This window comes from Microbacterium sp. Au-Mic1 (genome assembly GCF_021341785.1).
GTDB lineage: Bacteria > Actinomycetota > Actinomycetes > Actinomycetales > Microbacteriaceae > Microbacterium.
Genome location: NZ_JAJTTF010000003.1, coordinates 22,065 through 46,681, shown reverse-complemented (window position 1 = coordinate 46,681; position 24,617 = coordinate 22,065). Strand labels below are relative to the sequence as shown.

Annotated in this window: 26 protein-coding genes; 14 read left to right on the top strand and 12 right to left on the bottom strand. The window is 71.0% G+C overall.

The features are described 5' to 3' along the window. Positions 1–5: 5 nt before the first annotated feature. On the bottom strand, positions 6–998 hold the full coding sequence (locus tag LXM50_RS04795) for a siderophore ABC transporter substrate-binding protein (RefSeq protein WP_233310140.1): 993 nt from the start codon (positions 996–998) through the stop codon (positions 6–8). Positions 999–1,102: 104 nt separating this feature from the next. Here LXM50_RS04795 and LXM50_RS04790 point away from each other — a divergent pair, with 104 nt between their 5' ends. After that, positions 1,103–1,870, top strand: coding sequence for a siderophore-interacting protein (locus tag LXM50_RS04790; protein ID WP_233310139.1), 768 nt, complete (start codon positions 1,103–1,105; stop codon positions 1,868–1,870). A 176-nt stretch (positions 1,871–2,046) separates the two neighbouring features. Beyond that, entirely contained in the window at positions 2,047–2,271 is a 225-nt protein-coding gene (locus LXM50_RS04785) for a hypothetical protein (protein WP_233310138.1), read from the top strand. Position 2,272: 1 nt separating this feature from the next. On the opposite strand, the gene LXM50_RS04780 is transcribed toward LXM50_RS04785, so the two are convergent. Beyond that, positions 2,273–2,683, bottom strand: coding sequence for a RidA family protein (locus LXM50_RS04780; protein WP_233310137.1), 411 nt, complete (start codon positions 2,681–2,683; stop codon positions 2,273–2,275). Between the two features lie 53 nt (positions 2,684–2,736). On the opposite strand from LXM50_RS04780, the gene LXM50_RS04775 reads away from it, so the two are divergent. The 3 genes from LXM50_RS04775 to LXM50_RS04765 all read left to right on the top strand — a co-directional run bounded on the left by LXM50_RS04775 (position 2,737) and on the right by LXM50_RS04765 (position 4,128). After that, positions 2,737–3,153 carry a VOC family protein gene (locus LXM50_RS04775; RefSeq protein WP_233310136.1) on the top strand — a complete coding sequence of 139 codons (417 nt, stop codon included), beginning with the start codon at positions 2,737–2,739 and terminating at the stop codon, positions 3,151–3,153. Between the two features lie 53 nt (positions 3,154–3,206). After that, positions 3,207–3,620 carry a VOC family protein gene (locus tag LXM50_RS04770; RefSeq protein WP_233310135.1) on the top strand — a complete coding sequence of 138 codons (414 nt, stop codon included), beginning with the start codon at positions 3,207–3,209 and terminating at the stop codon, positions 3,618–3,620. A gap of 91 nt (positions 3,621–3,711) precedes the next feature. Then, entirely contained in the window at positions 3,712–4,128 is a 417-nt protein-coding gene (locus LXM50_RS04765) for a VOC family protein (RefSeq protein WP_233310134.1), read from the top strand. 77 nt (positions 4,129–4,205) lie between these two features. Here LXM50_RS04765 and LXM50_RS04760 read toward each other — a convergent pair whose 3' ends face one another. Further along, positions 4,206–4,832, bottom strand: coding sequence for a MarR family winged helix-turn-helix transcriptional regulator (locus LXM50_RS04760; protein ID WP_233310133.1), 627 nt, complete (start codon positions 4,830–4,832; stop codon positions 4,206–4,208). Positions 4,833–4,926: 94 nt separating this feature from the next. Between LXM50_RS04760 and LXM50_RS04755 the strand changes: the two genes are divergently transcribed. After that, positions 4,927–7,095 (top strand): efflux RND transporter permease subunit, encoded by a 2,169-nt coding sequence (locus tag LXM50_RS04755; RefSeq protein ID WP_233310132.1) that lies wholly within the window; start codon positions 4,927–4,929, stop codon positions 7,093–7,095. 15 nt (positions 7,096–7,110) lie between these two features. Here LXM50_RS04755 and LXM50_RS04750 read toward each other — a convergent pair whose 3' ends face one another. The 3 genes from LXM50_RS04750 to LXM50_RS18680 all read right to left on the bottom strand — a co-directional run bounded on the left by LXM50_RS04750 (position 7,111) and on the right by LXM50_RS18680 (position 10,840). Continuing rightward, on the bottom strand, positions 7,111–8,571 hold the full coding sequence (locus tag LXM50_RS04750) for an MFS transporter (RefSeq protein ID WP_233310131.1): 1,461 nt from the start codon (positions 8,569–8,571) through the stop codon (positions 7,111–7,113). 85 nt (positions 8,572–8,656) lie between these two features. Continuing rightward, entirely contained in the window at positions 8,657–9,988 is a 1,332-nt protein-coding gene (locus LXM50_RS04745) for a M20/M25/M40 family metallo-hydrolase (protein WP_233310130.1), read from the bottom strand. A gap of 63 nt (positions 9,989–10,051) precedes the next feature. Then, positions 10,052–10,840, bottom strand: coding sequence for a CPBP family intramembrane glutamic endopeptidase (locus LXM50_RS18680; protein ID WP_233310129.1), 789 nt, complete (start codon positions 10,838–10,840; stop codon positions 10,052–10,054). 56 nt (positions 10,841–10,896) lie between these two features. Between LXM50_RS18680 and LXM50_RS04735 the strand changes: the two genes are divergently transcribed. Beyond that, the gene (locus LXM50_RS04735) at positions 10,897–11,664 is read left to right on the top strand and encodes an SDR family NAD(P)-dependent oxidoreductase (protein WP_233310128.1); all 768 of its coding nucleotides are present in this window, start codon (positions 10,897–10,899) and stop codon (positions 11,662–11,664) included. Positions 11,665–11,729: 65 nt separating this feature from the next. On the opposite strand, the gene LXM50_RS04730 is transcribed toward LXM50_RS04735, so the two are convergent. Both LXM50_RS04730 and LXM50_RS04725 read right to left on the bottom strand, forming a co-directional pair. After that, positions 11,730–12,383 carry a response regulator gene (locus LXM50_RS04730; protein WP_233310127.1) on the bottom strand — a complete coding sequence of 218 codons (654 nt, stop codon included), beginning with the start codon at positions 12,381–12,383 and terminating at the stop codon, positions 11,730–11,732. Next, positions 12,380–14,137 carry a sensor histidine kinase gene (locus LXM50_RS04725; protein ID WP_233310126.1) on the bottom strand — a complete coding sequence of 586 codons (1,758 nt, stop codon included), beginning with the start codon at positions 14,135–14,137 and terminating at the stop codon, positions 12,380–12,382. The genes LXM50_RS04730 and LXM50_RS04725 overlap by 4 nt, the downstream gene beginning before the upstream one ends. 143 nt (positions 14,138–14,280) lie before the next feature. Here LXM50_RS04725 and LXM50_RS04720 point away from each other — a divergent pair, with 143 nt between their 5' ends. Continuing rightward, complete coding sequence (locus tag LXM50_RS04720; protein ID WP_233310125.1) at positions 14,281–15,825, top strand: CitMHS family transporter; 1,545 nt, start codon at positions 14,281–14,283, stop codon at positions 15,823–15,825. A gap of 232 nt (positions 15,826–16,057) precedes the next feature. On the opposite strand, the gene LXM50_RS04715 is transcribed toward LXM50_RS04720, so the two are convergent. Together LXM50_RS04715 and LXM50_RS04710 are read right to left on the bottom strand one after the other, a co-directional pair. After that, on the bottom strand, positions 16,058–17,332 hold the full coding sequence (locus LXM50_RS04715) for an HNH endonuclease signature motif containing protein (protein ID WP_233310124.1): 1,275 nt from the start codon (positions 17,330–17,332) through the stop codon (positions 16,058–16,060). 92 nt (positions 17,333–17,424) lie between these two features. Further along, positions 17,425–17,940, bottom strand: coding sequence for a methylated-DNA--[protein]-cysteine S-methyltransferase (locus LXM50_RS04710; RefSeq protein WP_233310123.1), 516 nt, complete (start codon positions 17,938–17,940; stop codon positions 17,425–17,427). Positions 17,941–18,547: 607 nt separating this feature from the next. Here LXM50_RS04710 and LXM50_RS04705 point away from each other — a divergent pair. The 5 genes from LXM50_RS04705 (at position 18,548) to LXM50_RS04685 (ending at position 22,100) form a co-directional block, all read left to right on the top strand. Then, positions 18,548–19,006, top strand: coding sequence for a carboxymuconolactone decarboxylase family protein (locus tag LXM50_RS04705; RefSeq protein WP_233310122.1), 459 nt, complete (start codon positions 18,548–18,550; stop codon positions 19,004–19,006). 33 nt (positions 19,007–19,039) lie between these two features. Next, complete coding sequence (locus LXM50_RS04700) at positions 19,040–19,963, top strand: sigma-70 family RNA polymerase sigma factor (RefSeq protein ID WP_233310121.1); 924 nt, start codon at positions 19,040–19,042, stop codon at positions 19,961–19,963. Between the two features lie 90 nt (positions 19,964–20,053). Next, positions 20,054–20,635 (top strand): cation transporter, encoded by a 582-nt coding sequence (locus LXM50_RS04695; protein ID WP_233310120.1) that lies wholly within the window; start codon positions 20,054–20,056, stop codon positions 20,633–20,635. A gap of 20 nt (positions 20,636–20,655) precedes the next feature. Beyond that, positions 20,656–21,018, top strand: coding sequence for a metalloregulator ArsR/SmtB family transcription factor (locus LXM50_RS04690; RefSeq protein ID WP_233310119.1), 363 nt, complete (start codon positions 20,656–20,658; stop codon positions 21,016–21,018). After that, positions 21,018–22,100, top strand: a complete 1,083-nt coding sequence (locus tag LXM50_RS04685; RefSeq protein ID WP_233310118.1) for a cation diffusion facilitator family transporter — start codon at positions 21,018–21,020, stop codon at positions 22,098–22,100. Before LXM50_RS04690 ends, LXM50_RS04685 begins: the two co-directional genes overlap by 1 nt. A gap of 42 nt (positions 22,101–22,142) precedes the next feature. On the opposite strand, the gene LXM50_RS04680 is transcribed toward LXM50_RS04685, so the two are convergent. Further along, positions 22,143–22,895: an AAA family ATPase gene (locus tag LXM50_RS04680; protein WP_233310117.1), complete on the bottom strand. Its 753-nt coding sequence runs from the start codon at positions 22,893–22,895 to the stop codon at positions 22,143–22,145. A 150-nt stretch (positions 22,896–23,045) separates the two neighbouring features. On the opposite strand from LXM50_RS04680, the gene LXM50_RS04675 reads away from it, so the two are divergent. Next, positions 23,046–23,993 (top strand): endonuclease/exonuclease/phosphatase family protein, encoded by a 948-nt coding sequence (locus LXM50_RS04675; RefSeq protein ID WP_233310116.1) that lies wholly within the window; start codon positions 23,046–23,048, stop codon positions 23,991–23,993. 21 nt (positions 23,994–24,014) lie between these two features. Here LXM50_RS04675 and LXM50_RS04670 read toward each other — a convergent pair whose 3' ends face one another. Beyond that, positions 24,015–24,617: a hypothetical protein gene (locus LXM50_RS04670; protein WP_233310115.1), complete on the bottom strand. Its 603-nt coding sequence runs from the start codon at positions 24,615–24,617 to the stop codon at positions 24,015–24,017.

The following is a 24,617-nucleotide window of genomic DNA, read 5'->3' as shown; positions in this document are numbered from 1 at the left end:
GGGCGTCAGCTCTTCTTCGCGCTCTTCTCGAGGGCGTCCGCGAAGGAGTTCAGGAACGTCGTGTAGGTCTGGATGCCCTCGTTGAGGTAGGTGTCGGTGGGCATGTAGACGACGTGCTTCTGCTGGATCGCGGTGACGGAGGCCAGCGCCTGGTTCTTCTCCAGGATGTCCGCGGCCGGCACGTAGGAGGCGTCGTCCTTCGCGAACACCGCGTCGCGGTCCATCACGAGGATCCAGGACGGGTTCGACGCGGCGATCGCCTCGACCGAGATGTCATCGCCCTTGTGGTTGTCATCCGCGCCCTCGACCTGCAGTGCAGGCTTGAGACCGAGGATGTCGAACACCGGGCCCAGGGTGCGGCCGACGGTAGGCGCGAGGTAGCCGATCTTGCCGCCGGACGTGGTGACGGCCATCACGCCGGATCCGTCGTAGGCCTTCTTGGCGCGGTCCACCGCCTTGTCGAAGTCGGAGGTCAGTTTCTTGGCCTCCTTCTCCTTGCCGAAGACCTCGCCGAGCACGGTCACCTGGCGCTTCAGCTCGGCGTCGAACGGCTTCCCGTCGCGCGGGTCGAGTTCGAGGATGGTCGCATCGGGGACGAGCGCGGCGAGCTTGTCGTGGTGCTGGGTGAAGCGCTGCCCGTTCACGATGACATCGGGCGCCACCGCGACGACCGCCTCGAGGTCCGGCTCCATGTGGGTGCCGAGGTCGACGATGCTCTTGTCCTTGACGTAGGACACGGTCTCGGGCATGAGCGACACCGCGGCGGCCTTGACCGGGATGCCCCAGTCGGCGAGCGTCTGGAACGTGCGGTTGTCGGTGGCGACGACCGAGGCCGGCGGCGTGGAGATCGTGTGCTCGCCGTTGTTGTCCTCGACGGTCACGGTGCTGGCCTTCGCGCTCTCCGCGGGGGCTGCGGCGGGGCCGGAGGCGCAGCCGGCGAGGGCGACGACGGCGGCGAGGCCGAGCGCGGTGGCGGTGAGGATCCGAGGCACGGACATGGAGATGCTCCTGTTCTGCGGGATGTGCTGTGTGAGTGACCCGATGGGAAAGGTTAGGGTTACCTAACTTCAACCTGGGGTCTCACACAGGTTAGCCTTACCTTATGAACAACGCGAAATCCGGCTTCACCCTGGCGCGACGCCCGCTCGAGCTGCGCTTCCGCACGCTGACCCTCGCCGCGCGCGAGTGGATCGCGCCCGATTTCGTCCGGGTGCGCCTCGCCGGATCCGACCTCGCCGGTTTCGATTCCCTGGGCGCGGACGACCACATGCGGCTCTTCTTCGTGGATGCGCCGACCGACTCGGTCGAGGAGCTGCGCGCCTCTCCGAGCCGCGAATACACGCCCCTCGCGTGGGGTGAGGACTGGCTCGACGTCGAATTCGCCGTGCACGGGGACGAGGGCGTCGCCGCCCGCTGGGCTGCGACCGCACCGCTCGGATCCGTCATCGGCGTCGGGGGCCCGCGCGGCTCTCTCGTGCTGGAGGGCGAGCCCGACGGCTGGCTCCTCGCCGGCGACGAGACCGCGATCCCGGCGATCCGGCGCTTCGCCGCCCGCATCCCCGCCGGCGTCCCCGCCCGCATCGCGATCGAGGTGCGCGGACCGGAGCACGAGCTGGCGCTCGACGCTGCCGTGCCCGTCGAGTGGATCCATCGGGGCGGCACCCCCGCCGGCACCGCCCTCGCCGCGTTCCTGGAGTCGCTCGTCGCGGTCGATCGTCCAGGTGAGGCCCCGTTCGTCTTCGTCGCGGCCGAATCGTCGATCGTGAAGCCCGGCCGCGCCCTGCTCGAGCGCTGGGGCGTCGACACCGCCCAGGCCATCGTGAAGGGCTACTGGAAGCGCGGAGAGGCCGAGTACCACGCCCCGCACTGAGTCACCACGCTGGCCGAATGCGTCGTTCCACGCACCCGACGGATCCGCACAGAACTGCTCGATCCGCACAGTCGTCGGCCGCGCCGCGTTCCGCACGGATTGCATGCACTGGCGCCACACAGTTCGCGCCTCTGGCACGCTCGGGTGATCGATGCGACCATAAGGGAGTGGGTTTCATGAACGACGCGCAGATCTGGACGATGATCGGGGCCTTCACCGCCTTGATGCTCGGCATGCTCACGATCGTGTCCACACTGTTCATCCGCGTCGTCCGCTCCGAGATCGGTGGGCTCCGCTCGGAGATGAACGGACGATTCGACGTGATGAGCTCCCGCATGGACGGGCTCGACCGCGATGTTCAGGCGCTCGTGAAGCGCACCTTCGGCCTCGACCGCGAGTGATTCACGCCCGGTCGACGACCGCGGCAACGGCCTCGATCTCGACGAGCTGGCCGTCGTAGCCCAGCGCGGTCACACCCAAAAGCGTGCTCGGCACGTCGTGAGCGCCGAACGCGTCGCGCACGACGGCCCATGCCACGCCGAGATCCGACCGCTGGGAGGACGCGACGAGCACACGGGTACCGATCACGTCCGTCATGCTGGCTCCCGCCGCAGCGAGCGCCCCTTCCAGGGTCTCGATGCACTTCGCCGCCTGCCCCGCATAGTCCCCGAGGGCAGCCGTGGTGCCGTCACCGTTCAACGGGCACGCTCCGGCCAGGAAGATCAGCCGTGCGTCCTTCGGCGCGGTGGCGGCGTAGGCGTACTGCGCGACATCGGAGAGCGCGGCAGCGCGGATCAGGGTGACAGCGGTCATGCCCACAGTCTGTCGCACCGGTCGGATCGCGACGGTTCCGGCAGACTGGACCGATGCCCCTCATCGATCACCTCGGCCTCACCGTCGAAGACCTCGACCGCGCCTTCGCTCAGTGGAATCCCGTGCTCACCGCGCTGGACTGCATCGCCGAGGACGGCGAGATGGAAGGCGGGATCGCCTGGTACCGCGAGGACGACGTCGAGCTGATCCTCTACCGCGCCCCGGAGCCCGGTGGCGAACCGCACCGCTACGGACGGATCGGGTGGCAGCACCTCGCCTTCGCCGTGGACTCGCGCGCCGAGGTGGAGCGCCTGCACACGGTCGCCATCGATGCCGGCTGGTCGACGGTGCGGGCGCCGAAGGTCTTCACGCGCTTCTCGGATCGCTACTACGCCTCGTTCGTCGAGGACGACAACGGCATCCGCCTCGAGTTCGTGCACAACCCTCCGCGCGAGTCCGCCGAGAGCTGACGTCCGCCGCACGCACCTCGCGCTTTGTCCCCGGCATCCGCGATGCTGGGGACATGGCCACTCTCGATCATCTCGGCATCAGCGTCGATCACGTCCCCGGCGCCTCCGCGCAGTTCGATCCGGTGCTGAGCGCACTCGGCTATGTGCGCAGGCACGACGCTCCGGATCTCGCGTACTGGCGGCAGGACGGTCTGCCCGAGATCCTGCTCTACCCCGCGCGTGACAACGCGGACGGTCCGCACGAGCACGGTCGCGTCGGCTGGCAGCACCTCGCCTTCGCCGTCGACTCGCGCGCCGAGGTCGACCGCGTGCACGACATCGCCCTCGACGCGGGCTGGACCGCGGTACGCCCGCCGAAGGAGTACCCGCGGTTCAGCGATCGCTACTACGCCTCGTTCGTCGAGGACGACAACGGCATCAGGCTCGAGGTCGTGCACAACCCGCCGCGGGATGCATCCGAGAGCTGATTCGCGACACACCGTTGCCGATGTCGGCGGCCGGATCCAGACTGAGTGCGGCGCCGGAGCGGTGCCGTCGATCCGAGCACGGAGGACATCGATGACCAACCTCAATCCGTACATCTCGTTCCGCGGCGACGCCCGCGCAGCGATGGAGTTCTACCAGCAGGCCCTCGGTGGCGATCTGCAGGTGATGACCTTCGGCGACATGCCGGGCATGCTGCAGGACGAGGCCGAGCAGACGCTCGTCATGCACGCTCAGCTGACCACTCCCGGCGGCCTGGTGCTGATGGCCTCTGACACCCCCGGATACATGGAGTACAAGGCTCCGCAGGGTGTCTCGGTGTCGCTGAGCGGCTCCGACGAGGCCGAGATCCACGCCGCGTGGGGCAAGCTCGCCGACGGCGCCACTGTCAGCCAGGACTACGGTCCCGCGCCGTGGGGCGGACAGTTCGGCATGCTCACCGATCGGTTCGGCGTCGACTGGATGTTCTCCGGCGGGGAGGGCAACGCCTGATCAGCATGCACGGACCCGCCGGGCGGAGCCGGGCCTGACCGGGCTGGCCCCGACCACTCACCGGGTTCCGCCGCGATTCAGAGTTCGGGCTCGGCGGTCGCCCACTCGACGCCGTCGAGTCCGAGCTCGCCGGTCATGTCGCGCAGGAATCGGATCACGACCTCGCGCTCGGCCTGTGTCAGGCGCGCCGCGGAATGGAAGCGGCGCGCCTGCTGCCGCCCGACGGTCTCCATGGCCGCGCGCTGCGTGTCCGGGGTGATGGTGATCGCGAGCGCGCGGCGGTCCGAGGGGTGCGCGGCGCGCGTGACGTGCCCGCCCTTCTCGAGCCGGTCGAGCAGCTTGGTGGTCGACGCGGTCGAGATCCCCAGGTGCTGTGCGATCCCGCCGGGCGTCGCGACGGCGCCGCGGTTCGCGCACACGATCAGATAGTGCAGCGCCCGCATGTCGGTCTCGTTGAGCTTCATGTACCGGCGAGACGCCTCGGCGAGGCGCTGCTCAGCGTCGCGCAACTCGCCGAGGGAGGCCATCAGCTCGCCGATCTGCCGGATCGCGCTCGCATCGACGCCGGCGCGATCGAGCAGGACACCGTCGGGATCGCTCGCCTCGATGTCGTAGACGGCGCCCGCTTCGACGCCATCGCGCGTCTGCCCCCCGGCTCGCGCAGCGAGTCTCTGCTCGTCCGCGTCGTCGCGCCGCTCCGCCATGCCGTCATGCTACACCGGGCATCTTTTCACGCCAGGGTGATTACTTGCCAAGCTAGCAAATTCGATCTATCCTGCGGGGGACGGAAGGAACCCGATGACCGCCCCGCAGCACGTCGCACGCCCGCGCCGGCCCCGCCGCCTCCTGCGCATCATCCTGCCCGCGCTGATCATCATCGGATGGCTGGCCGCCGCGTCGCTCGGCGGCCCCCTGTTCGGCAAGGTCGACGAGGTCTCCTCGAACGATCGCACCGCGTATCTGCCTTCCTCCTCCGACTCCGCCCGCGTGCAGGAGCTGCAGACCCGCTTCGCCGGATCCGACGAGATCCCCGCGATCGTCGTCGCCGCCTCCGACGCCACGCTCACGGATGCCCAGCGCACCGCACTCTCCGACGCCGTGGCCGCCACGACCGACATCCCCGGCGTCGGCGACGACGTCTCCCCCGCGCTGGTCTCGGACGACGGCAAGGCCGTGCAGGCCTTCATCCCGATCCGCTCCGACGCCGACCTCGGCGACGTGGTCGCGGAGCTGCGCACCTCCCTCGACAAGGCCGCGCCGGACGGCGTGCGCGTCTACATCACGGGCCCGGCCGGTTTCAGCGCCGACCTCGTCGCCGGTTTCGCGGGCATCGACGGGATCCTGCTCGGTGTGGCTCTCACGGCGGTGTTCGTGATCCTCGTGCTGGTCTATCGCTCCCTGCTGCTGCCGGTCGTGGTCCTGATGACGAGCCTGTTCGCGCTGTGCACCGCCCTGCTGCTGGTGTGGTGGCTCGCGAAGTGGGGCGTGCTGCTGCTCAGCGGACAGACCCAGGGGATTCTGTTCATCCTCGTGATCGGCGCCGCGACCGACTACGCGCTGCTTTTCGTCTCTCGCTTCCGTGAGGCTCTGCGCGTCGAGCAGGACCGCGCGAAGGCGGTACTCGCGGCATGGAAGGGCTCCTTCGAGCCGATCCTCGCCTCGGGCGGCACGGTGATCGCCGGCCTGCTCTGCCTGCTGCTCAGCGACCTGAAATCGAACAGCGCCCTCGGCCCTGTCGCAGCGATCGGGATCGCTTTCGCGATGCTGTCGGCGCTCACCCTGCTGCCTGCTCTGCTCATGGCGTTCGGGCGCGCCGCGTTCTGGCCGCGGCGTCCGGTGTACGCGCCCGAGGCCGTCGCGGCGGAGGGCGGCATGCCCGCGACAGGTGTGTGGGCGCGACTGGCCGAGCTGATCCGGCGCCGCTCCCGGGTGATCTGGATCGCGACGACTCTGGTGCTCGCGATCGGCACGCTCGGTGTGGTGCAGCTCGACGCCTCCGGGGTGCCGCAGTCCGACCTCGTGCTCGGATCCTCGCAGGCCCGCGACGGACAGAAGGTGCTCGGCGAGCACTTCCCGGGCGGATCCGGCAGCCCGGTCCAGGTGGTCGTCGCGAAGGATTCGCTGCAGAAGACCGCCGACGTGCTGCTGGCCGACAAGGGCATCGACGGCGTCACCGTCACCGCGCAGGACTCACCGAGCGGATCGGCACCCGTGACGAGGGACGGCGTCCAGCCGGTCGGCCGCCCCGGCACTCCCCCGCCGGCTCCGACCGTGGTCGAGGGCGACGTGATGCTGCAGGGCACGCTCACCGCGGCGGCGGACTCGACTGCCGCGGAGGACACGGTGCGGCGGATCCGCACCTCGCTCGAGGGCACCGGAGCCCTGGTCGGCGGCGTCACCGCGACGGCGAGCGACACGGACGACGCCTCGCTGCACGACCGCGCCCTGATCATCCCGGTGATCCTCGTCGTGATCATGCTCATCCTGATGATGCTGCTGCGCGCGATCGTCGCGCCCGTACTGCTGATCGTGACCACCGTGCTCTCGTTCGGCACGGCGATGGGCGTCTCCGCGCTGGTCTTCAACGGGATCCTGCACTTCCCCGGGGCGGATCCGGCCGTGCCGCTGTACGGCTTCGTCTTCCTCGTCGCGCTCGGGATCGACTACAACATCTTCCTCATGACGCGCGTGCGCGAGGAGAGCCGGTTGCACGGCACGCGCGAGGGCGTGCGGCGCGGGCTCGCGATCACCGGAGGCGTCATCACCTCGGCGGGTCTCGTGCTCGCGACGACGTTCGCGGCCCTCGCGGTGATCCCGATCCTGTTCCTCGCACAGCTCGCCTTCATCGTGGCGTTCGGCGTGCTGCTGGACACGTTCGTGGTGCGCTCGCTGCTCGTGCCCGCCCTCGTGCACGATGTCGGCCGCGCGGTGTGGTGGCCGTCGAAACTGTCCCGCGGGGAGCGCTGAGCGTCACCCCCGGGGTCAGCCGACGGCGGTCTCGGCGGCCGCGTGGCCGGCGCGATCGGTGAATGCCTGCTTCGGCACGAAGAGCAGCAGCACCGCCGCGGCGAGCGCCGTCGCCCCGCACACGACCCACACCGTCACGTAGCCGGAGAAGGATCCGGCCGTGCCCTCGGCCGCGGCGGATCCGGCGACCGCGTGCATGAGAGCGATTCCGAACACGCACGACGCGATCGCGCCGCCCACGGTCTTGACCGAGTTCGTGAGCCCGGTCGCGACCCCGGTCTGGGTGTGCGGTGCCGCCGACGCCGCGGCGGCCGGGAGCGCGGCGACGAGAGCGCCGGATCCGATCCCGACGATCACCATGTTCGTGATGACCTGCGCATACGCTCCGTGGAAGGGCAGGAACATGAGGAAGCCGATCCCGACGAGCACGGAGGCTCCGATGAGCGTGATCCGGGGCGTCGCGAACCGCGCGATCTGCGGGTAGCCGAGGGCCCCCGCGATCATCGCGATGAGATAGACGCCGATGATCAGCGAGGTCGCGAAACCGCTCGTGCCGAGCCCGTAGCCGTAGACGGCCGGATCCGTGCGGGCGAAAGTGGACAGCGGTGCCTGCGCGCCCAGCACGCTCACACCGAACAGGCCCGCGGTCAGGAACACCGGGCCGAGCGCGGGGCTGCGGAACATCCGCACGTCGATGAGCGGATCGTCCTGGCGCAGCTCCCACAGGGCGAACGGCACGACGAGGAGCACGCCGGCGACGATCACGATCCAGGACAGCGGGTTCGCGACCCCGCCGGGCAGTCGCAGCAGGCTGAGGCCCCCGGTGAGGCCGATGAGCGACAGGGAGATCAGGACGAGCCCCGTGGTGTCGAACACGCCGCCGGTCTTCTCCGGCGACTCCTGCACGCCGAACAGGATCACGAAGAAGCACGCCGCGATGAGCACCGCGGGCACGAGCAGCACGACCGTGAGCGGCAGCACGTCGACGAGCGCTCCGCCGACGAGGGCGCCGATGATCGCACCGCCCTCGAGCGCCGCGACCAGGATGCCGGCGGCCTTGGCGGTGATCGCCGAGCTGCCCTCGATGCGCCGGGCGCGCGACCAGATCAGCGCGATCTCCAGCGGCAGCCAGACGACGTAGAAGCCCATCAGCGCCCAGGCCACGAGGAAGACCACGAAGGTGTCGGTGAACGGCAGCACGAACGCGGCGACCGCAGTGAGCGCCGTGGAGATGAGCAGCATCCGCTTGCGTCCGACCATGTCGCCGAGCTTCGCGAACGCCGGCACGACCAGGGCCGAGAGCATGAGCTGCGCGCCCTCGAACCAGTTCACGTCGGCGTCGTGGATGCCCAGGTGCCGCGCGATGTCGCTCAGCATCGGCGTGTAGTAGCCCTGCAGCACGCCGCTCGTGAACTCGACGAAGGCCAGGAATCCGACCACGGCGACCAGGGTGCCGAGGGTGGCGGTGCGCGTCATGGGCTGCTCCTTCGCAGGGTCTCGCGCCGGGCGCGGGACGGGGTGCGGCCGGCGCGAGGTTGCTCGGCGACCGCAGCGGGTCAGCTCACTGTAGCCGCTCGATGAGCGCGCGATGGAACCGCTCCCCGCGCTCGAGCGCCGCGATCTCGACGCTCTCATCGACGCCGTGGATCGTGGCGCGCTGCGCGTTCGACATCTCGAGCGGCGCGAACCGGAAGACCGCCGGCGCGAACCGGTGGAAGTGCCGGGAGTCGGTCGCCTGCATCGTCACGTACGGCACAGCCGGGATCCCGGGGTGCGATACGGCGAGCGCTTCTGCGACGAGCGCGAAGGGCGCCGTATCCGTCGGGGATTCGGGCGACGGATCGCTGCCCTCCAGCACCTCGACGGTCACCAGCGGATCCGCGATGCGCCGGCGCACCCGGGCCACGGCGCTCTGCACCGTCTCGCCGAGGGTGATCCGCAGGTTCACGGTAGCCGAGGCCTGCGACGGCAGCACGTTCGCCGCGGTGCCGCCGGACTGCATCGTGGGCGCGACCGTCGTGCGGACGAGGGCCGCCGCCTCACCGCCGAGCGCGGCGAACACCCGGGCGGACACGAACGGGAGCGCGCCGAGCGCGCGCAGCAGCAGTCGTGCAGGCCCGGACGCGCCGCCCGCGAGCTGCGTCAGCATGCGTGAGATCGCCCGCGGCGTGCGCGGGCGGAAGGTGCCAGGACCCAGCCGGTCGACCGCACGCGCGATGCGGCGCACCGCGGTGCGCGACGGCGGTGCCGAGGCGTGGCCGCCCTCTCCGCGCGCGGTGAGCCGCACCGTCATCACGCCCTTCTCACCGACGCCGATCATCGCCGCGCGCCCCGGCACGAACGGCAGCGGCGCGTCGACCACGGCGCCGCCCTCGTCGACGACCAGCCAAGGGACGATCCCCCGTGCCTTCAGCACGTCCGCGATCGCGATGGCGGCGGATCCGAACGTCTCCTCGTTGCCGCCGAACGAGAGATAGACGTCCCGGGCGGGCGTGAAGCCGTCGGCGAGCAGCGTCTCGACCGCCTCCAGGATCACGATCAGCGGGCCCTTGTCGTCGAGGGCGCCGCGGCCGTAGACGGATCCGTTCTCGATCACGCCGGCGAACGGCGGATGCGTCCAGGCGTCGGACTCGTCGACCGGCACGACGTCGTAGTGCGCCATGAGCACGAGCGGTCCGTCGGCGGCCGTGCCGCGCCCCGCCCAGTGGAACAGCAGCCCGAAGTCGGTGTGGCGCTCGAGCGCGAGCTCGGAGTGCACCCGGGGGTAGAGCTCGGCGATCAGCGCCACGAAGTCCTCGAAGGGCGCGGAGCCGCGCTCGTCGAGTTCGGCGGACACCGTGGGCAGCTGGATCATCCGGGACAGGCGCTCGGCGATCGGGGGCACGTCAGTCATCGTGGCCATGCTAGCCGTGGGCGCACGCCCGTCGCGGGCGATGCGGGCGGGCGCGAGGCCGCCTCAGAGCGCCGCGGGGAGACCGCGCCGCACGGCGACCGCGGTCAGCACCACACCCCAGATCAGCTCGAACGCCATCACCGCGATCTGGTACCAGAACGGCGCCGCCCCCGGGGACAGCACCTGGGTCCAGTCGCCGAGCCCGTGCAGGAACGCGAGCGCCCAGATCGAGCCCACGACGAGCCGCGCGCCGGCGAAGCAGACGCCGAACGTGGTCGCACCGAGCACCTGCCACCAGGTCTCATCGACGCTCTTGCCGAAGAACAGACCGTTGCCGAGGTGCCAGAGCCCGAACACGAGCGACGTCACGGCCACGGCGAGCCAGGGCCGCCGCCGCATCACGGCTCCGAGCGCCAGCCCGCGCGCCGCCGTCTCCTCGGAGATCCCGACCGCGAGCATTCCCGCGGCGACGCCCACGAGCATCCCGGGTGAGCCTGCGATCCCGGGGATGCCCTGTCGTCCGATCCAGATGTAGGAGAGCTGGATCGCCGCCACCGGTGCCAGCCAGCCGAGGGCGTCGACCCGGCCGGCTCCCCAGCCGGCGATCCGCCGCAACGGCGCACCTCCCCACCACCCGGCGCGATGCACCAGCACCGCGACGAGCCAGGCGACCGCCAGGCTGAGTCCGTTGGTGACCACGACGCCCAGCTGCGGGAACCAGCCCGGTTGCAGCGCGGGGATCGGGAGGGAGCCGAAGCCGTAGGTGGTGCCCCACCAGGCGAGCATGACGAGGAGCGCACCGGTCCACGTCCGCCATCCGGCGGGATCGATCGGCGTGCGCGCGGTCGTCACGCCAGGAAGGCTACCGGACCGGATCCGCCCGCAGGTCCGCGTCCTAGGCTGGGCGCATGAGCATCCCGCAGTCGCCCTCCGGATCCGCCCGCCCGCTCGCCGTCATCAGTGGCGGAGGCACGGGCATCGGTCTCGCCTCGGCACTGCGCCTCGCACGCGACGGCTTCGACCTCGCACTCATCGGACGACGCGAGACGGTGCTCCAGGCAGCGGCCGACCGCATCCGCACCCGGACCTCGGATGCGCGGGTGCAGACGATCGTCGCCGACCTGCAGGATCCGGATGCCGTCGAGCGCGCGGCCGGGGAGATCGTCGGAGACGTCGACGTGCTGCTGAACAACGCCGGCGGCAACGTGCTGGATCGGGGCGTGGGGCTGGCGGGCATCGCCGCCAACTACGAGGCCAACATGCGCCTGAACGTGCTCACCGCGGTGCTGCTCACCGAGGCGCTGCTTCCCCGCATCGCGCGGCCGGGCGGCCGGATCATCTCGATCAGCTCGATCGCGGCGCTGCGCGGGGCGAACGGCTACGGGGCGGCGAAGGCGGCGATCCACGGCTGGATGATGGGCCTCGCCGCAGACCTCGCCCCCGAAGGAGTGACGGTCAACGCCGTCGCACCCGGGTACGTGCCCGACACCGGGTTCTGGGATGGCCGGCGCACGCCGGACATCGTGGCGTCGCGGCTCGCCCAGGTGCCGATGGACCGCGCCGGCACGCCCGACGAGGTCGCCGGCGCCGTGTCCTACCTCGCCGGCCCCGAGGGCGGCTGGACCACCGGGCAGATCATCCAGGTGAACGGCGGCGCGCTGTTCGGACGCGGCTGACGACCGGCCGACCCCTCACACCCGCGGCGCTGTCACGCCCGCGTCGCTGTCAGCCCGCGTCGCTGTCACGCCCGCCGCGTGTAACGGTGCTCCGGGCGGCCAGTGGCACCGTAGCGGAGCCGCACCTCGACCGCGTCGCGTTCCGCGAGCGCGGCGAGGTGCCGTTGCGCAGTGGCCCGGGAGATCCCCACGCGCTCACCGATCTCCGCGGCCGAGGCCTCGTCCTCGCCCAGAGCGGCGAGGACGACCTGCTCCGTCGCCGATCGCGAGGGTGACGCGGCCTCCCCGGATCCGTGCAGGATCGCGAGCGCGCGATCGAGGTCCTTCTGCTGCAGGGCGCGCTCGCCGGTCAGCAGGTTCCGGAAGCGGGCATACCGGTCCAGCGCCCCGGTGAGGGTGCGCCGCTCGAACGGCTTGATGAGGTAGGCCAGCGCCCCGGAGCGCAGCGCCCGGCGAACGGTCGCCGGGTCATCGGCGGCGGAGACGAGGATCGCGTCGATGCCCGCCTCGCGGACGAGCCCGATGCCGTCGCCGTCGGGCAGGTAGACGTCGGCGAGGAGCAGATCCGGAGACAGATCGCGGATCGCGGCCCGCGCCTCGGCAATCGTGCGCACGGGCTCCAGCGCGATGAAACCGCCTCGATCGTCGACGATGGTCTGATGCAGCCGGCCGACCCTGAAGTCGTCGTCCAGCACGAGCGTGCGGATCGGATCCGTCATCTGCTCTCCTCCTTCTCGGGGCCTGTCCTCGTTCGTTCGCGGGCGCTGTCGGCGTCCGCGCGACCGGCGCCCCCAATGGGCGCGACGGCCCCGTCGAGACGCGCGGCGAAGACCGCCCCGTGCTCGCCACCGCCCCGGTCGATGATCCACAGATCGCCGCCGCCGCGCCGGGCGATCTCACGGGACAGGGACAGACCCAGCCCGTGGCCGTGGACGGCCCCGGCATCCTCGGCGCCCTCGGGATCGGCGCCCTCGGGCGCTGCCCGCCCCTCGCGGGAGTCGGCGCCGGGGTCACCCGGCGCACCCCGCTCTCCGGGCGACGCCCCGTCGAGACCCGCACCCGAATCCGCGACCGTGACCACCAGCGCCTGGGCGTCGTCGAGCACGGTGACCTCGACCCACCGCGGCACGCCGCCGGCGACCGCCGCGGTCACAGCGTTGTCGACGAGGTTGCCCAGCACGGCGGCGACATCCTCGGCTTCGACGACGGCGCCGAGCAGGTGCGTGTCCTCCGCGATCCGCAGCGTCACGCCGCGCTCGGACGCCTCGAGCGCCTTCGCGCCCAGGAACGACCGCAGGAACGGATCGCTCAGCCGCTCCCGGCCCTCCACCGGGAAGTCCACGGATCCCCGGCGCATGAGCTCGGCGAGGAACTCCCGGGCGTCCTGCACGCGCTCCGCGTCGATGAGCCCGGCGGCGACGTGGATCCGGTTCGCGAACTCGTGGCGCTGCACGCGCAGCGCGGCCGTCATCGTGCGCACGGTCTCCAGCCGCTCCGAGAGCGCGACCAGCTCGGTGCGATCGCGGATGACGGCGACCGTGCCGAGCGCGCGGCCGTCGCGCTCGACGGGGCGGGTGTCGAGGTAGAGCACCCGGTCGCGGTGCACGGCCTCGGACAGCGCCCGCCCGCCGGAGACGGCGTCGCGCACCGCGTCGGGGAGGCCGGTCCGATCCAGGGGCACGCCGACGAGGCCGTGCACCGAGAGCAGACGTTCGGCGGCGGCGTTGCAGACCCGGACGACCCCCTCCGTGTCGACCGCGAGCACGCCGTCGTCCACGCCGTCGAGCACCGCGGTCTGGTTCTGCACGAGCGCGACCAGTTCCTCCGGCTGCACGCCGAGGGTCAGCCGCTCCCAGCGTCGGCGCAGCACGAGGGCGGCGACGCCCGCCAGCAGCAGCGATCCCACGGCGGCGATGCCGATCACGGCGAGCAGCGGCGGCAGGTCGTCGAACACGCCGGCGCGGGCGAAGCCGACGCTGACCTCACCGACCGGGGTGCCGCCCTGGTCCCGCACGGGCGCCTTCGCCCGCGCCGAGTCGCCCAGGGTGCCGGTCTCCCACTCGACGACTTCGTGGCCGGCGAGCACGTCCTGGAACGGAGTGCTCACCTCCTGGCCGAGGCGGTCCGGATCCGGATGCGCGAGCCGGATCCCATGATCGTCGGTGATCACGACGAACAGGGCGCCTGTGCGTCCGGCGGTTGCCGTCGCCGTGCGCTGCAGCACGCCGTCCCGCAGGTCGGCCGCCTGCGGCGTGCCGGGGTCGGCGGAGGCACGGGCGACCTCGGCGCGGATCTCGGGGTCTTCCGCGAGTGTGCGCGCGATGCCGAGAGCGGAGGACTCGGCCTGGGCACGCAGCTGCTGCACGGCGAGGAGCAGGTAGACCCCGGTGCAGAGCGCGACGACGAGCGCGACCGTCGCGAGCTGCAGCAGGAGGGTCCGCGTCGCGAACCGCATCCGGCGTCTCCGGGGCATCCGTCCTCCTTGAGCAATATGCGCAGAAGTCACGCTACGCGCACAACGCGGCGGAATGCGACTTACCGGGTCGGTCGTGCACGTGTTCCCTAATCTCGGCGAGGTCCGTCGATGACGACAGGCGGATGACGAAGGAGTCACTCATGCCCACGGTTCTCACCGGCCTGCTCGCCGCAGCCGACGACAAGCCCTCGTACGACATCGCGTTCGCACCCCCGGAATGGGTGCTGGTGGTCCTCGGCTTCCTCATGGTGCTGGTGTTCATGACCCTGATCATGACCAAGCGCCTCACCCCGATGGTGGCACTGATCCTGGTCCCCACCGTGTTCGGCCTCTTCGCCGGCGCGGGACTGGGCCTCGGCGACATGATCCTCGACGCGATCGGCAAGATGGCACCGACCGCGGCGCTGCTGATGTTCGCGATCATGTTCTTCGGCATCATGATCGACGTCGGTCTGTTCGACCCGCTGATCCGCCTGATCACGCGCGTGCTCGGCGACGACCCCGCCAAGGTCGTCATCGGCACGGCCCTGCTCGCCGGCGCCGTGTCGCTGGACGGCGACGGATCCACGACGTTCATCATCACCACATCGGCGATGCTGCCGATCTACCTGCGCCTGGGCATGAACCCGGTCGTGCTCACGTGCGTGGCGGGCCTCATGAACGGCACGCTCAACATCGTGCCGTGGGGCGGTCCCACCGTGCGCGCCGCGACCGCGCTGAGCCTGCAGCCCACCGATGTGTTCGTGCCGATGCTCCCCTCGCTGGGGGTGGGCCTGCTCGTCGCCCTCGGGTTCGCCTGGATGCTCGGCCTTCAGGAGCGCCGCCGTCTCGGCGCGCTGGACGAGAGCCGTCTGACCGGTGCCGCCGAGGGCGGGCTGCTCGCCGCGGTGCCCGCGATCTTCCGCGGCTCCGCCACCAAGCCCGGCGCGCGTGCCTCCCTGCGCACCGGCAACATCGTCACCGTCGCGGGCGGACACGGCGGGGTCGCAGTCGCCGGGGTGGACCCGGCCGACACCGCGATGGCCGACACGATGCTCGACCCGAACCGGGCGACCCTGCGCCCCCGGCTGATCTGGTTCAACCTCGCCCTCACGGTCGCCGTGATGGTGCTGCTCGTGGTCGACATCATGCCCCTGCCGTACGTGTTCATGGTCGGGGCCGCGGTGGCGCTGCTCGTGAACTTCCGCAAGCTCAAGGACCAGGCGTCGGAGATCGTCGCCCACGCACCGAGCATCGTCGGCGTCGTGTCGATGGTGATCGCGGCAGGCGTGCTCGTCGGCGTGCTGAGCGGCACCGGCATGGTCGACGCGATGGCGAACTGGATCACCACCGTGCTGCCGCCGCAGCTCGGTCCGTTCCTCGCGCCGATCACGGGCGTGCTGTCGATCCCGTTCACGTTCCTGATGTCGAACGACGCGTTCTACTTCGGCATCCTGCCTGTGCTCTCCGAGAGCGCCGCGCATTTCGGGATCGCGCCTGTGGAGATGGCCCGCGCGTCGATCACCGGCCAGCCCGTGCACCTGCAGAGCCCGCTGGTCCCGGCGATCCTGCTGCTGGTCTCCCTCGCGAGCGTGAACCTCGGCGACCACCACCGCAAGGTGCTGTGGCGCGCGCTCGTGGTCTCGCTCGTGATGCTCGCGGTCGGGATCCTGACCGGTGCGATCCCGTTCTTCGTCGCACAGTGACCACCCGGTGACAGGGCCGGCGCCCTCCTGTTTCAGGCGGGCGCCGGCCCTGCGCGCCGATCGTCAGCGATGAGCGCCGGATGGCTGTGACCGACGGGTGATGACCGGGCCGACGATCGCCCGTTCGGGCGGCGTCGGCCCGGTTGTCGTCGGCATCCAGGATCATCAGGCGCAGCCGTGGATCCGTATGCTCGACGCCGGAGGGACGGGTCCAGACGATGACCCCGCTGACTCAGGCGGCGGCCCGCGCAGCGCCGGCCTCCGACTCCATGAACATCACGCGCGGTGGTGGTGCATCCGTGTACTCGACGCCGGACGGACTGGTCCAGACGATGACGCCGCCAGGACGCTGTCGCGCGGTCCAGCGCCAGCGCGGGTCGAGATCGGGATGCTTGAGCGCGTGGTGGGTCTCGCAGAAGCACGCGAGGTTCACGGGATCGGTGGGGCCGCCACGGGCGTAGTCGTGGTTGTGGTCGATCTGACATCGCCGGGCGGGCATCCGGCAGTTCAGGAACCGGCAGGTCCGATCCCGGGCGCGGAGGTACCGCTTCATCGCCTCCGGAGGTCGGTACGGGCTGGTCCGAACGATCATTCCCCTGCCGTCGAGTTCGAGGCGTTCCCAGGCATACGCGGCGGCGGCGAGGCGGCGGGCCAGACCCGGATCCATCGGTCCGCGTCCGTCGAGTTCCGCCATCCGGTCGTCCTGCCCGGTGAGGGTGGTTTCAGCGACCGTGACCTGGATGGTCGCGTGGATCTTGTCGAGGATGTCGGCGTCGTCGGCGATCCGGCCGGTGAGGATCTTCAGCAGGAACCGGTCGAAGCGCACCTGGTCCAGCCGTCGCACGTCTTCGACGGCGCCATCCTGCTTGGCGGCGTCGAGAATGACACGGCCTTCCTGCGTGAGCAGGTCGAACGCGGCGTGGATGAGCGCCGCCGGGCCGGTCGCGTGCATCGTGGCCAGCCCGGCGCCGTCGTCGGTCACACTCACGGCGCGATCATCGTGGGCGCGTCGATGCGCCTCGGTCAGGGCTACCGGAGCGACAGCCGCGGCCACAGTCTCGGCGAAGGCCTTCGCGCGCGCCCGCGATTCGGCGGTCGCGAACGGCACGACCTCCGCCTCGTAATCGGCCAGCCCGCCGGTGTCGTCATGGGGGATGTCTGCGGCGGCTTCGAGGATCGCCTCGACGTGACCGAGCGAGACCTCCCCCGACTCGAGCGCCGCGCAGGTGACGGGGAATCGTTCGTGCAGGGTATGCCCGGTGGCGAGGAGCTTTGCGGCGGCGTAGCGGGACAGGTGCATTCCTGCGCAGAGTTCGCTGATCATCGACCGCTCGGCCGCGTCGAACCCGTCGGATCCGGGGCGGATCTCATCGAGCAGCAGCGCCACCCGCTTGTGGGCGAGAGCGGTCTGGCGTGCGTGCAGCCGAGCGATCTCGCGGCCCAGTTCCGCGCACTCCCCGACGATCTCCGCACTGCGGCGGAGGTAATGATCGAGGGGCTGGTCCATACCTCCAGTTTAGAACAAATCTTCGACGAAGGGAAGGGTTCTCCACAGCCGAATCCATCGCGGAACGGAACCCGACGAGAATCGGATCCGGCTCAGAACAGCGCCTGCGGCAGCGCCCCCTCGTGCTCGAGCAGCCAGCGCTTGGTGAGGAGTCCTTCGCCGGGCGCTCCCCCGGAGTAGCCGCCGAGGCCGTCGCTCGCGACCACGCGATGGCAAGGCACGATGATCGGGATCGGGTTGGCACCCATGATGGAGCCGATCGCACGGGCCGGGACCGCGGTGCCGCTGCGTTCGGCGAGCTCGCCATAGGTCACGGTCTCGCCGTGCAGGACCGTGTCGTAGAGCGCGTGCAGCACGGCGTTCGTGACATCGGACTGCGGGCCGAGGTCGAACGGCAGATCGAACGCGGCCCGCGCCCCCGCGAAGTAGGCGCCGAGTTGGTCGAGTGCCTCGGCGAGCAGCGGATCCCGCTCGGCATCCGACGACGAGCCGGGCGCTGCAGGCGCCGACTGCCCGGGTCGCGGCCAATGCACCCGCCGGATCGCCGAGCCGTCGCTGTGCACGGCGAGCACACCCACGGGTGTCGCGATCGAGCCGGAGAAGGTCACGGGCCGATCGTACGCCGGGGATCCGACATCCCTACCCGCCTCTCCGCTGGACAAGACGCGGCCTCTCCGCCGGATATGACGCGGCCTCCCCGCCGGGCATGAGGTCAGCCCGACCAGCACCGAAAAGGACAGCGGTTGGGCTTCCGGCCCGGCGCACGATGTCGGCTCGGCCGGCGCCGTGACGATCAGCACACCATGTGACGATCAGCACAGGGATCCGGCGATTCGGTGTGCTGATCGTGCCAAGCTGTGCCGATCGTGACAGCGTCCGCCGCTGATCGTGCCAATCTGTGCTGATCGTGACAGCGTCCGCCGGTCATCGCACGACCCGCTGATCGTGCCAAGCTGTGCCGATCGTGACAGCGTCCGCCGGTCATCGCACGGCCCGCTGATCGTGCCAACCTCTGCCGATCGTGACAACATCTCGCGGATCCTCCCAGCATCCGCGAGTCGCCGCAGCGTCCGCGGACCGCCGCATGCATCGCGGATCCGGCGACGGATTAAGCGCCCCTGTCACACTTCCCTCGCCCGATCCGACATCCCCGATGAGAGCCGCACGAACGCCGACGAGATCCGTCGACGGCGTCGGCCAACGAGAGGAACGACGATGACCAGGATCGACATGGGCCGCACCAACAAGCTCGGCTACGCCGCGGTGCTCGGACTGGAGGCCTACTCCCGGAAGAGCGTGGAGCCCCGACTGTACGAACTGATCAAGCTGCGCGCCTCGATCCTGAACGGATGCGGGTTCTGCGTCGACATGCATGCGATCGAGGGCGCCAAGCGCGGCATCCCGCAGCGCACCCTGCATGCGGTCGGCGCCTGGCAGCACGCCAAGGGCTTCTACTCGGAGCGGGAGCTGGCGGCGCTCGCGCTGACCGACGCCGTCACGCAGCTCGGCCCGGAGACCGTGACGGACGAGATCTGGAACGCCGCCGCGCAGCACTTCGACGACGGCGAGCTCGGCGCCCTCGTCCTGGCGATCTGCACGATCAATGTCTGGAACCGCGTGGCCATCGCCACCGAGATGGCGCCGCCGATCGACGACAAGCACCCGATCGTCTGAACGGTGCCCGAATCCGGGCGATACCGTAGGCCCATGACCCTCGTCTCGCCTGCCACGCGCGCGTGGCAGGCGGAGCGCGGGCGCCTGATCGGCATCGCGTACCGGATGCTCGGCGACTACGGCCACGCCGAGGACGTGGTGTCGGAGGTCGCGATCGAGGCGCTGCAGCAGGAGCGCGCCGAACGATCGGGCCAGGACGGGGCAGTGGCCGACGGGGCGTCGACGAGCCGCGTGCGTTCCTGGCCCGCGTGGCTGACGACCGTGTGCGTGCGCCGCTCGATCGACCGCGTGCGCGCGCTCGCTGCGGTACGGGAGGACTACGTCGGCCCGTGGTTGCCGGAGCCGGTCGCCACCTCGCGGCTGCCCGAGGACGCGGTGGCCGACCGCGAGCTGCTCTCGCTGGCGCTGCTGCACATGGCGGAGCAGCTCGCTCCCGACGCGCGGGCAGCCGTCGTGCTGCACCGGGCGTTCGGGATGTCGGCCGTGGAGATCGGCCGCATCCTCGAGAAGTCGCCCGCCGCCGTGCGACAGCTCGTCTCGCGCGCCGAGCGCCGGCTGCGCCTCGCCGACGACCCCGCCCTCACGCGCGCAGCGGATCCGGCCGCCCTCGGCGCGCTGCTCGTCGCCGTCGAACACGGCGACGTCTCCGGAGTGCTCGCCCTGCTCTCCGACGACGCGATCCTGTGGAACGACGGGGGCGGCAAGGTGAGCGCCGCACGCAACCCGATCTTCGGCGCCGACCGCGTGCGGCGCTTCCTCGTGGGAGTGCTGCAGAAGGCGACCGCCGATCCCGCGCTGCCGTTCTCGGTGAAGCGCCTCGACGTCAACGGAGAGCCGGCGATCGCGTTCCTGCGCTCCGACCGCGTCGACGTGCTCGCGCTCGAGTTCGGCGCCGACGGGCTGATCCACGGCCTGCGCCAGGTGTGCAACCCGGAGAAGCTCGCGTACGTGCTCTGACCAGCCGCCTCACGACGAAGCCGCTCCACCGGTCGAAGCCGACGCCACCATCCACAGCGCCTTCATCGGATCCGCCTCTACCGTCGGGCCGTGCCCGCAGACCGTGCCCGCCTTCGCCGCGCCGGCATCGCGCTCGAGGTCATCACCCTGGCCTGGAACGTGGTCGGCGTCGTGCTGCTCGGGATCCTCGCGTACCGTTCCGGATCCGTCGCACTGCTCGGCTTCAGCCTGGACAGCTTGATCGAGATCGGCGCATCGACGGTGGTCATCTGGGAGCTGACCGGGGCGGACGAGCGCCGTCAGCGCCTCGGCCTCCGTTTGATCGGCGTCGCCTTCGCGTTGCTCGCGGTCTACCTGCTGGTCCAGGCGGTCGTCGCCCTCGCGTCCGCTCATCGGGCGGTGCCGCTGCAGGGCGGCATCTGGTGGACGGCTCTGACCGCGATCGTCATGTTCCTGCTGGCGTTCGGCAAGCACCAGGTGGGACGCAGGCTGGAGGATCCGGTGCTGCTCACGGAGGGGAGGGTGACGCTCGTCGACGGGATCCTGGCCGCCTCGGTGCTCGCCGGCATCCTCCTGAACGCTCTGTTCGGCCTGTGGTGGGCCGATCCGGTCGCGAGCCTCGTGATCGTGTTCTACGCGGTCCGGGAGGCGCGGGGTGCTCTGCGCGGCTGACCATCCATTAGTATCTGCGTATGAGTGCAGATAAGCAGGCATGTGGCTACTCTCCCGACAGCTCCTACGTGGAGCTGGCCGTCGAGGTGTTCTCGATGCTCGCCGACGCGACCCGCGTGCGGATCGTCATGGCACTCGGCGAGGCCGGCGAGCTCTCGGTCAACCACCTGGCCGACATCGTGGACAAGTCGCCCGCCGCCGTCTCGCAGCACCTCGCGAAGCTGCGGCTCGCGCGCATCGTGTCGACGCGGCAGGACGGCCAGCGCGTCTTCTACCGGCTCGAGAACGAGCACGCCTCCCGGCTCGTCGCGGACGCGATCTTCCAGGCCGAGCACTCCCTGGGCGGAACGCCTCGCCATCATCACGCCGACCGGGACGCCTGATGCACGACCACCCGCACGAGCATCACGGCGACCACGATCGCGACCGCGAGCACGCGAGCGGCACCCACCATCACGACGATGCACACGGTCATGCCCACGCCGGCCACGGTCAGTCCTCCGATCATCCGCACACCCACGGCGATCACCACCACGAGCACCCGACCGGGTTCAAGGGCTTCCTGTACGGCCTGTTCGTACCGCACACGCACGACGCTGCCGATGCGATCGACGACGCGATGGAGGCGTCCAGCGCCGGCGTCCGCGCGCTCAAGATCAGTCTCGTGATCCTGCTCGTCACGACGATCCTGCAGGCCGCGGTCTTCGCCTTCAGCGGCTCGGTCGCGCTGCTCGCCGACACCGTGCACAACTTCTCCGACGCGCTCACGGCGATCCCGCTCTGGGTCGCGTTCGTGCTCGGGCGTCGCGCCGCGACCCGCCGGTACACCTACGGTTTCGGGCGTGCGGAGGACCTCGCCGGACTGTTCATCGTGTTCGTGGTGCTGCTGTCCGCGATCGTCGCCGCGTGGCAGTCCGTCGAGCGGCTGCTGAACCCGCAGCCCCTGCACAACCTGGGCTGGGTGATCGTCGCAGGCGTGATCGGCTTCCTCGGCAACGAGGCCGTCGCGATCTACCGGATCCGCGTCGGCCGACGCATCGGATCCGCCGCGCTCGTCGCCGATGGCGTGCACGCCCGCACGGACGGCTTCACCTCGCTCGCCGTCGTGCTCGGCGCGCTCGGGGTGCTCTCGGGCTTCCCTCTGGCGGATCCGATCGTCGGCGTGCTCATCTCCGTGGCGATCTTCGTGCTGCTGATCGGCACGGTCCGCAGCATCGGGCGGCGCCTGCTCGACGGCATCGAGCCCGAACTCGTCGAGCGCGTCGAGCATGCGCTGAGCCATGTCCACGGCGTCGCCGGCGTCGAGCGGGTGCGTCTGCGCTGGGTCGGCCATCGCCTGGAGGGCGACACCGTCATCACCACGAGCGGCGACCCCGTCGCGATCGCCGCCGAGGCCGAGCAGAGCGTCCGCGCGCACGTGCACAACCTCGACGGGTTCCTCGTCGCGGTGCGCGCCGCCCCCTGACCGGGTCGGCGGGACCCCGCGCAGCGCGACGCCGTCGGATCCTCAGTCCAGCAAGTGCCGGGTGTAGCGCGCGGGGTCGTCGAGGAACGACCGCCAGTGCCGCACGAGCTCCAGGTCCTCCCACACCGCGGGCCGGAGCCCCCACTCCCCGACCTCGAGAATGGTCGCGCCGGGCAGCGCGGCGAGCACCGGGGAATGCGTCGCGCAGAGCACCTGCCCGCCCTCGTCGGCGATCCGGCGCAGCACGGCTATGAGGCTCAGGGTCGAGGAGAACGAGAGCGCCGCCTCGGGCTCATCGAGGCAGTAGAAACCGGGATCGTCGAAACGCGTCTCCAGCACGGCCAGGAAGGACTCGCCGTGGCTCATCTCGTGGAAGAGCGGTTCGGGTCCGGTTGACGGATTCTCCTCGAGGTAGGTGTAGAAGGAGTGCATCGTCTCGGCGCGCAGGAAGAAGCCCCACCGGTTCGCGCCCACACCCCGCTGGATGCGGAGCCATTCCGACAGCGGGGACTCGGTCGGGCGGGTGCTGTGCCGCGCCTGCCGGGATCCGCCCTCCGGCGAGAGCCCGTAGGCGACCGCGATGCCCTCGACCAGCGTCGATTTTCCGCTGCCGTTCTCGCCGACCAGGAACGTCACCCCCGGATCCAGATCGATGCCCTCCCGCAGCACCTGGGCGACCGCGGGAATGCTCGCAGGCCAGGTGCGATCCGCGGCGGGCGCGCCATCAGCGGGGTGCACGGCGACGACCGGCTGCTGCCGGCGACGGCGGCTGCGCGGGTCCCAGAACGGATCCATGTCGCTCCCCTCGGGCGATCGGCTCTGATCCATTGTGCCGGTGGGTACCGACAGGGAACCCGAGCACGACCTGCGGTTCCGTCGCATGCCGGCCCGCGCTGGCGGCGGATCGTCAGCGGTTCCCCAGATCGGGGCCGGAAGGATGGACCCGTGAGTCAGGCGACGAGGGAACCGGTCAGGACGAGACGCGCCGCGCCCCGCCGTGGTGCCATCGTCGCGCTGCTGCTGAGCGCGATGGCGTTGACGGCGACCGTGCTGCTCGGTTCCGTCCCCGGCCCCCTCGGGACCGCGATCGCCGTCGCCCTGCCCTGGCTGGGGCTGCTCCTCGTCCCGCTCGTGATCGCCGCGCTGCTGATCCGGCCGCGGACGGCGTGGATCGCCGCGGTGCCCGTCGTGGCGTGGACCGTAGCCCTGTGGGGGTTCCTCCCAGTGCCGTGGCAGGGCGACCCGTCCGCGGAGACCTCGGGACTGCTGGTCGCGACGCAGAACGTGGAAGCGGGATCCGGCACCGGAGCGGCGTCCGCGCGCACCCTGGCCGGCCAGGGTGCGCAGATCCTGGCGTTCACCGAGCTCGACGGCGACTCGGGGTCGGCGATCGCGGACGAGCTCGCCGAGTCGTACCCGCACGCGTACCGCGTCGGCACCGTCGGGATCTGGAGCCGCTACCCGATCCTCGACGAGGAGGCCCTCGACCTCGGGCTGGGCTGGAAGCGCGCCCTGCGTGTCGAGATCGACGCCCCCGGCGGCCCCGTCAGCGTCTACGTCGTGCACGCCGCATCGCTGCGTCCGGGCGCGCAGAGCGCTCGGGACGGCATGCTGTCCGCACTGGGCGAGCGGATCCGCGGCGATCGGAGCACGCGGGTGATCGCCCTCGGCGACTTCAACGCGGTGTCGACGGATCCGGCTCTCGCCTCGATCGCCGACGCCCTCGGCGAGGTGAGGTTCGGCGGGATCGGCCCGTCGTTCACCTGGCCCGCGTCATTCCCCGCGGTCCGGATCGACCACGTCTTCCAGCGCGGCTTCCCCTCCGCCTCGGGGCGGACGACCTCGGCCGGTGCCAGCGACCACCTCGCGGTCATCACCGCGCTGGGCGGCTGACACCGCCGGACCGGCGCGATCTCAGCCGACGACCATGAGGACCCGGGCGTCATCGGCGACGATCCCGGGTCCGCGGGCGACCACGCTGTCACCCGTCATCGCGGACCGCAGCACCAGCGCCTCCATCGCCGATGCCGTGCTGCCGCCCGTGCTCACCCGCCCCGAGCGCACGACGACCGCGCGCACGTCCTCAGGCAGATCGGACGCGCCGTGCAGGTCGGCGAAGACCAGCGCGGGCCTCGCTCGGGACGTCACCGTGGACAGCACCAGGATCCGGCTCAGCTCCGCGGCACGCAGCCGGGGCCGGCGCAGCTCCAGGAGCGGACCGGTGTGCCGCAGCACCCGCTCCTTGCGAAGCCCGATCTGCGCACCGGGGCCGACGTCGACCTGCGGGCCGCCGATCCCCGCGAGCACGTGCGCCGCCTCGTCCGCCAGGTGCAGGATGCCCACGGGGCCCCGCAGTTCCACGAGCTGCAGGATCCAGTGCAGCTCGCCGTTCGGACCTCGCAGTCCGCAGATCTCGCGCACGTGCCCGCCTCCCGCGGCGAGCCCGCGCCTCGGCAGACTCCGCAGCTGCAGGAGACCGACCGTGGCGGAGCTCGCCGCGAGGGAGGCGGGGTTCAT

Coding starts and splice junctions, on each gene's coding strand:
- LXM50_RS04670 (WP_233310115.1), bottom strand. CDS start 24,617: ATGAACCCCGCCTCCCTCGCGGCGAGCTCCGCCACGGTCGGTCTCCTG.
- LXM50_RS04795 (WP_233310140.1), bottom strand. CDS start 998: ATGTCCGTGCCTCGGATCCTCACCGCCACCGCGCTCGGCCTCGCCGCC.
- LXM50_RS04705 (WP_233310122.1), top strand. CDS start 18,548: ATGACCAGGATCGACATGGGCCGCACCAACAAGCTCGGCTACGCCGCG.
- LXM50_RS04755 (WP_233310132.1), top strand. CDS start 4,927: ATGACCGCCCCGCAGCACGTCGCACGCCCGCGCCGGCCCCGCCGCCTC.
- LXM50_RS04690 (WP_233310119.1), top strand. CDS start 20,656: ATGAGTGCAGATAAGCAGGCATGTGGCTACTCTCCCGACAGCTCCTAC.
- LXM50_RS04720 (WP_233310125.1), top strand. CDS start 14,281: ATGCCCACGGTTCTCACCGGCCTGCTCGCCGCAGCCGACGACAAGCCC.
- LXM50_RS04700 (WP_233310121.1), top strand. CDS start 19,040: ATGACCCTCGTCTCGCCTGCCACGCGCGCGTGGCAGGCGGAGCGCGGG.
- LXM50_RS04730 (WP_233310127.1), bottom strand. CDS start 12,383: ATGACGGATCCGATCCGCACGCTCGTGCTGGACGACGACTTCAGGGTC.
- LXM50_RS04790 (WP_233310139.1), top strand. CDS start 1,103: ATGAACAACGCGAAATCCGGCTTCACCCTGGCGCGACGCCCGCTCGAG.
- LXM50_RS04765 (WP_233310134.1), top strand. CDS start 3,712: ATGACCAACCTCAATCCGTACATCTCGTTCCGCGGCGACGCCCGCGCA.
- LXM50_RS04680 (WP_233310117.1), bottom strand. CDS start 22,895: ATGGATCCGTTCTGGGACCCGCGCAGCCGCCGTCGCCGGCAGCAGCCG.
- LXM50_RS04760 (WP_233310133.1), bottom strand. CDS start 4,832: ATGGCGGAGCGGCGCGACGACGCGGACGAGCAGAGACTCGCTGCGCGA.
- LXM50_RS04715 (WP_233310124.1), bottom strand. CDS start 17,332: ATGGACCAGCCCCTCGATCATTACCTCCGCCGCAGTGCGGAGATCGTC.
- LXM50_RS04770 (WP_233310135.1), top strand. CDS start 3,207: ATGGCCACTCTCGATCATCTCGGCATCAGCGTCGATCACGTCCCCGGC.
- LXM50_RS04685 (WP_233310118.1), top strand. CDS start 21,018: ATGCACGACCACCCGCACGAGCATCACGGCGACCACGATCGCGACCGC.
- LXM50_RS04775 (WP_233310136.1), top strand. CDS start 2,737: ATGCCCCTCATCGATCACCTCGGCCTCACCGTCGAAGACCTCGACCGC.
- LXM50_RS04785 (WP_233310138.1), top strand. CDS start 2,047: ATGAACGACGCGCAGATCTGGACGATGATCGGGGCCTTCACCGCCTTG.
- LXM50_RS04745 (WP_233310130.1), bottom strand. CDS start 9,988: ATGACTGACGTGCCCCCGATCGCCGAGCGCCTGTCCCGGATGATCCAG.
- LXM50_RS04780 (WP_233310137.1), bottom strand. CDS start 2,683: ATGACCGCTGTCACCCTGATCCGCGCTGCCGCGCTCTCCGATGTCGCG.
- LXM50_RS04735 (WP_233310128.1), top strand. CDS start 10,897: ATGAGCATCCCGCAGTCGCCCTCCGGATCCGCCCGCCCGCTCGCCGTC.
- LXM50_RS04725 (WP_233310126.1), bottom strand. CDS start 14,137: ATGCCCCGGAGACGCCGGATGCGGTTCGCGACGCGGACCCTCCTGCTG.
- LXM50_RS04750 (WP_233310131.1), bottom strand. CDS start 8,571: ATGACGCGCACCGCCACCCTCGGCACCCTGGTCGCCGTGGTCGGATTC.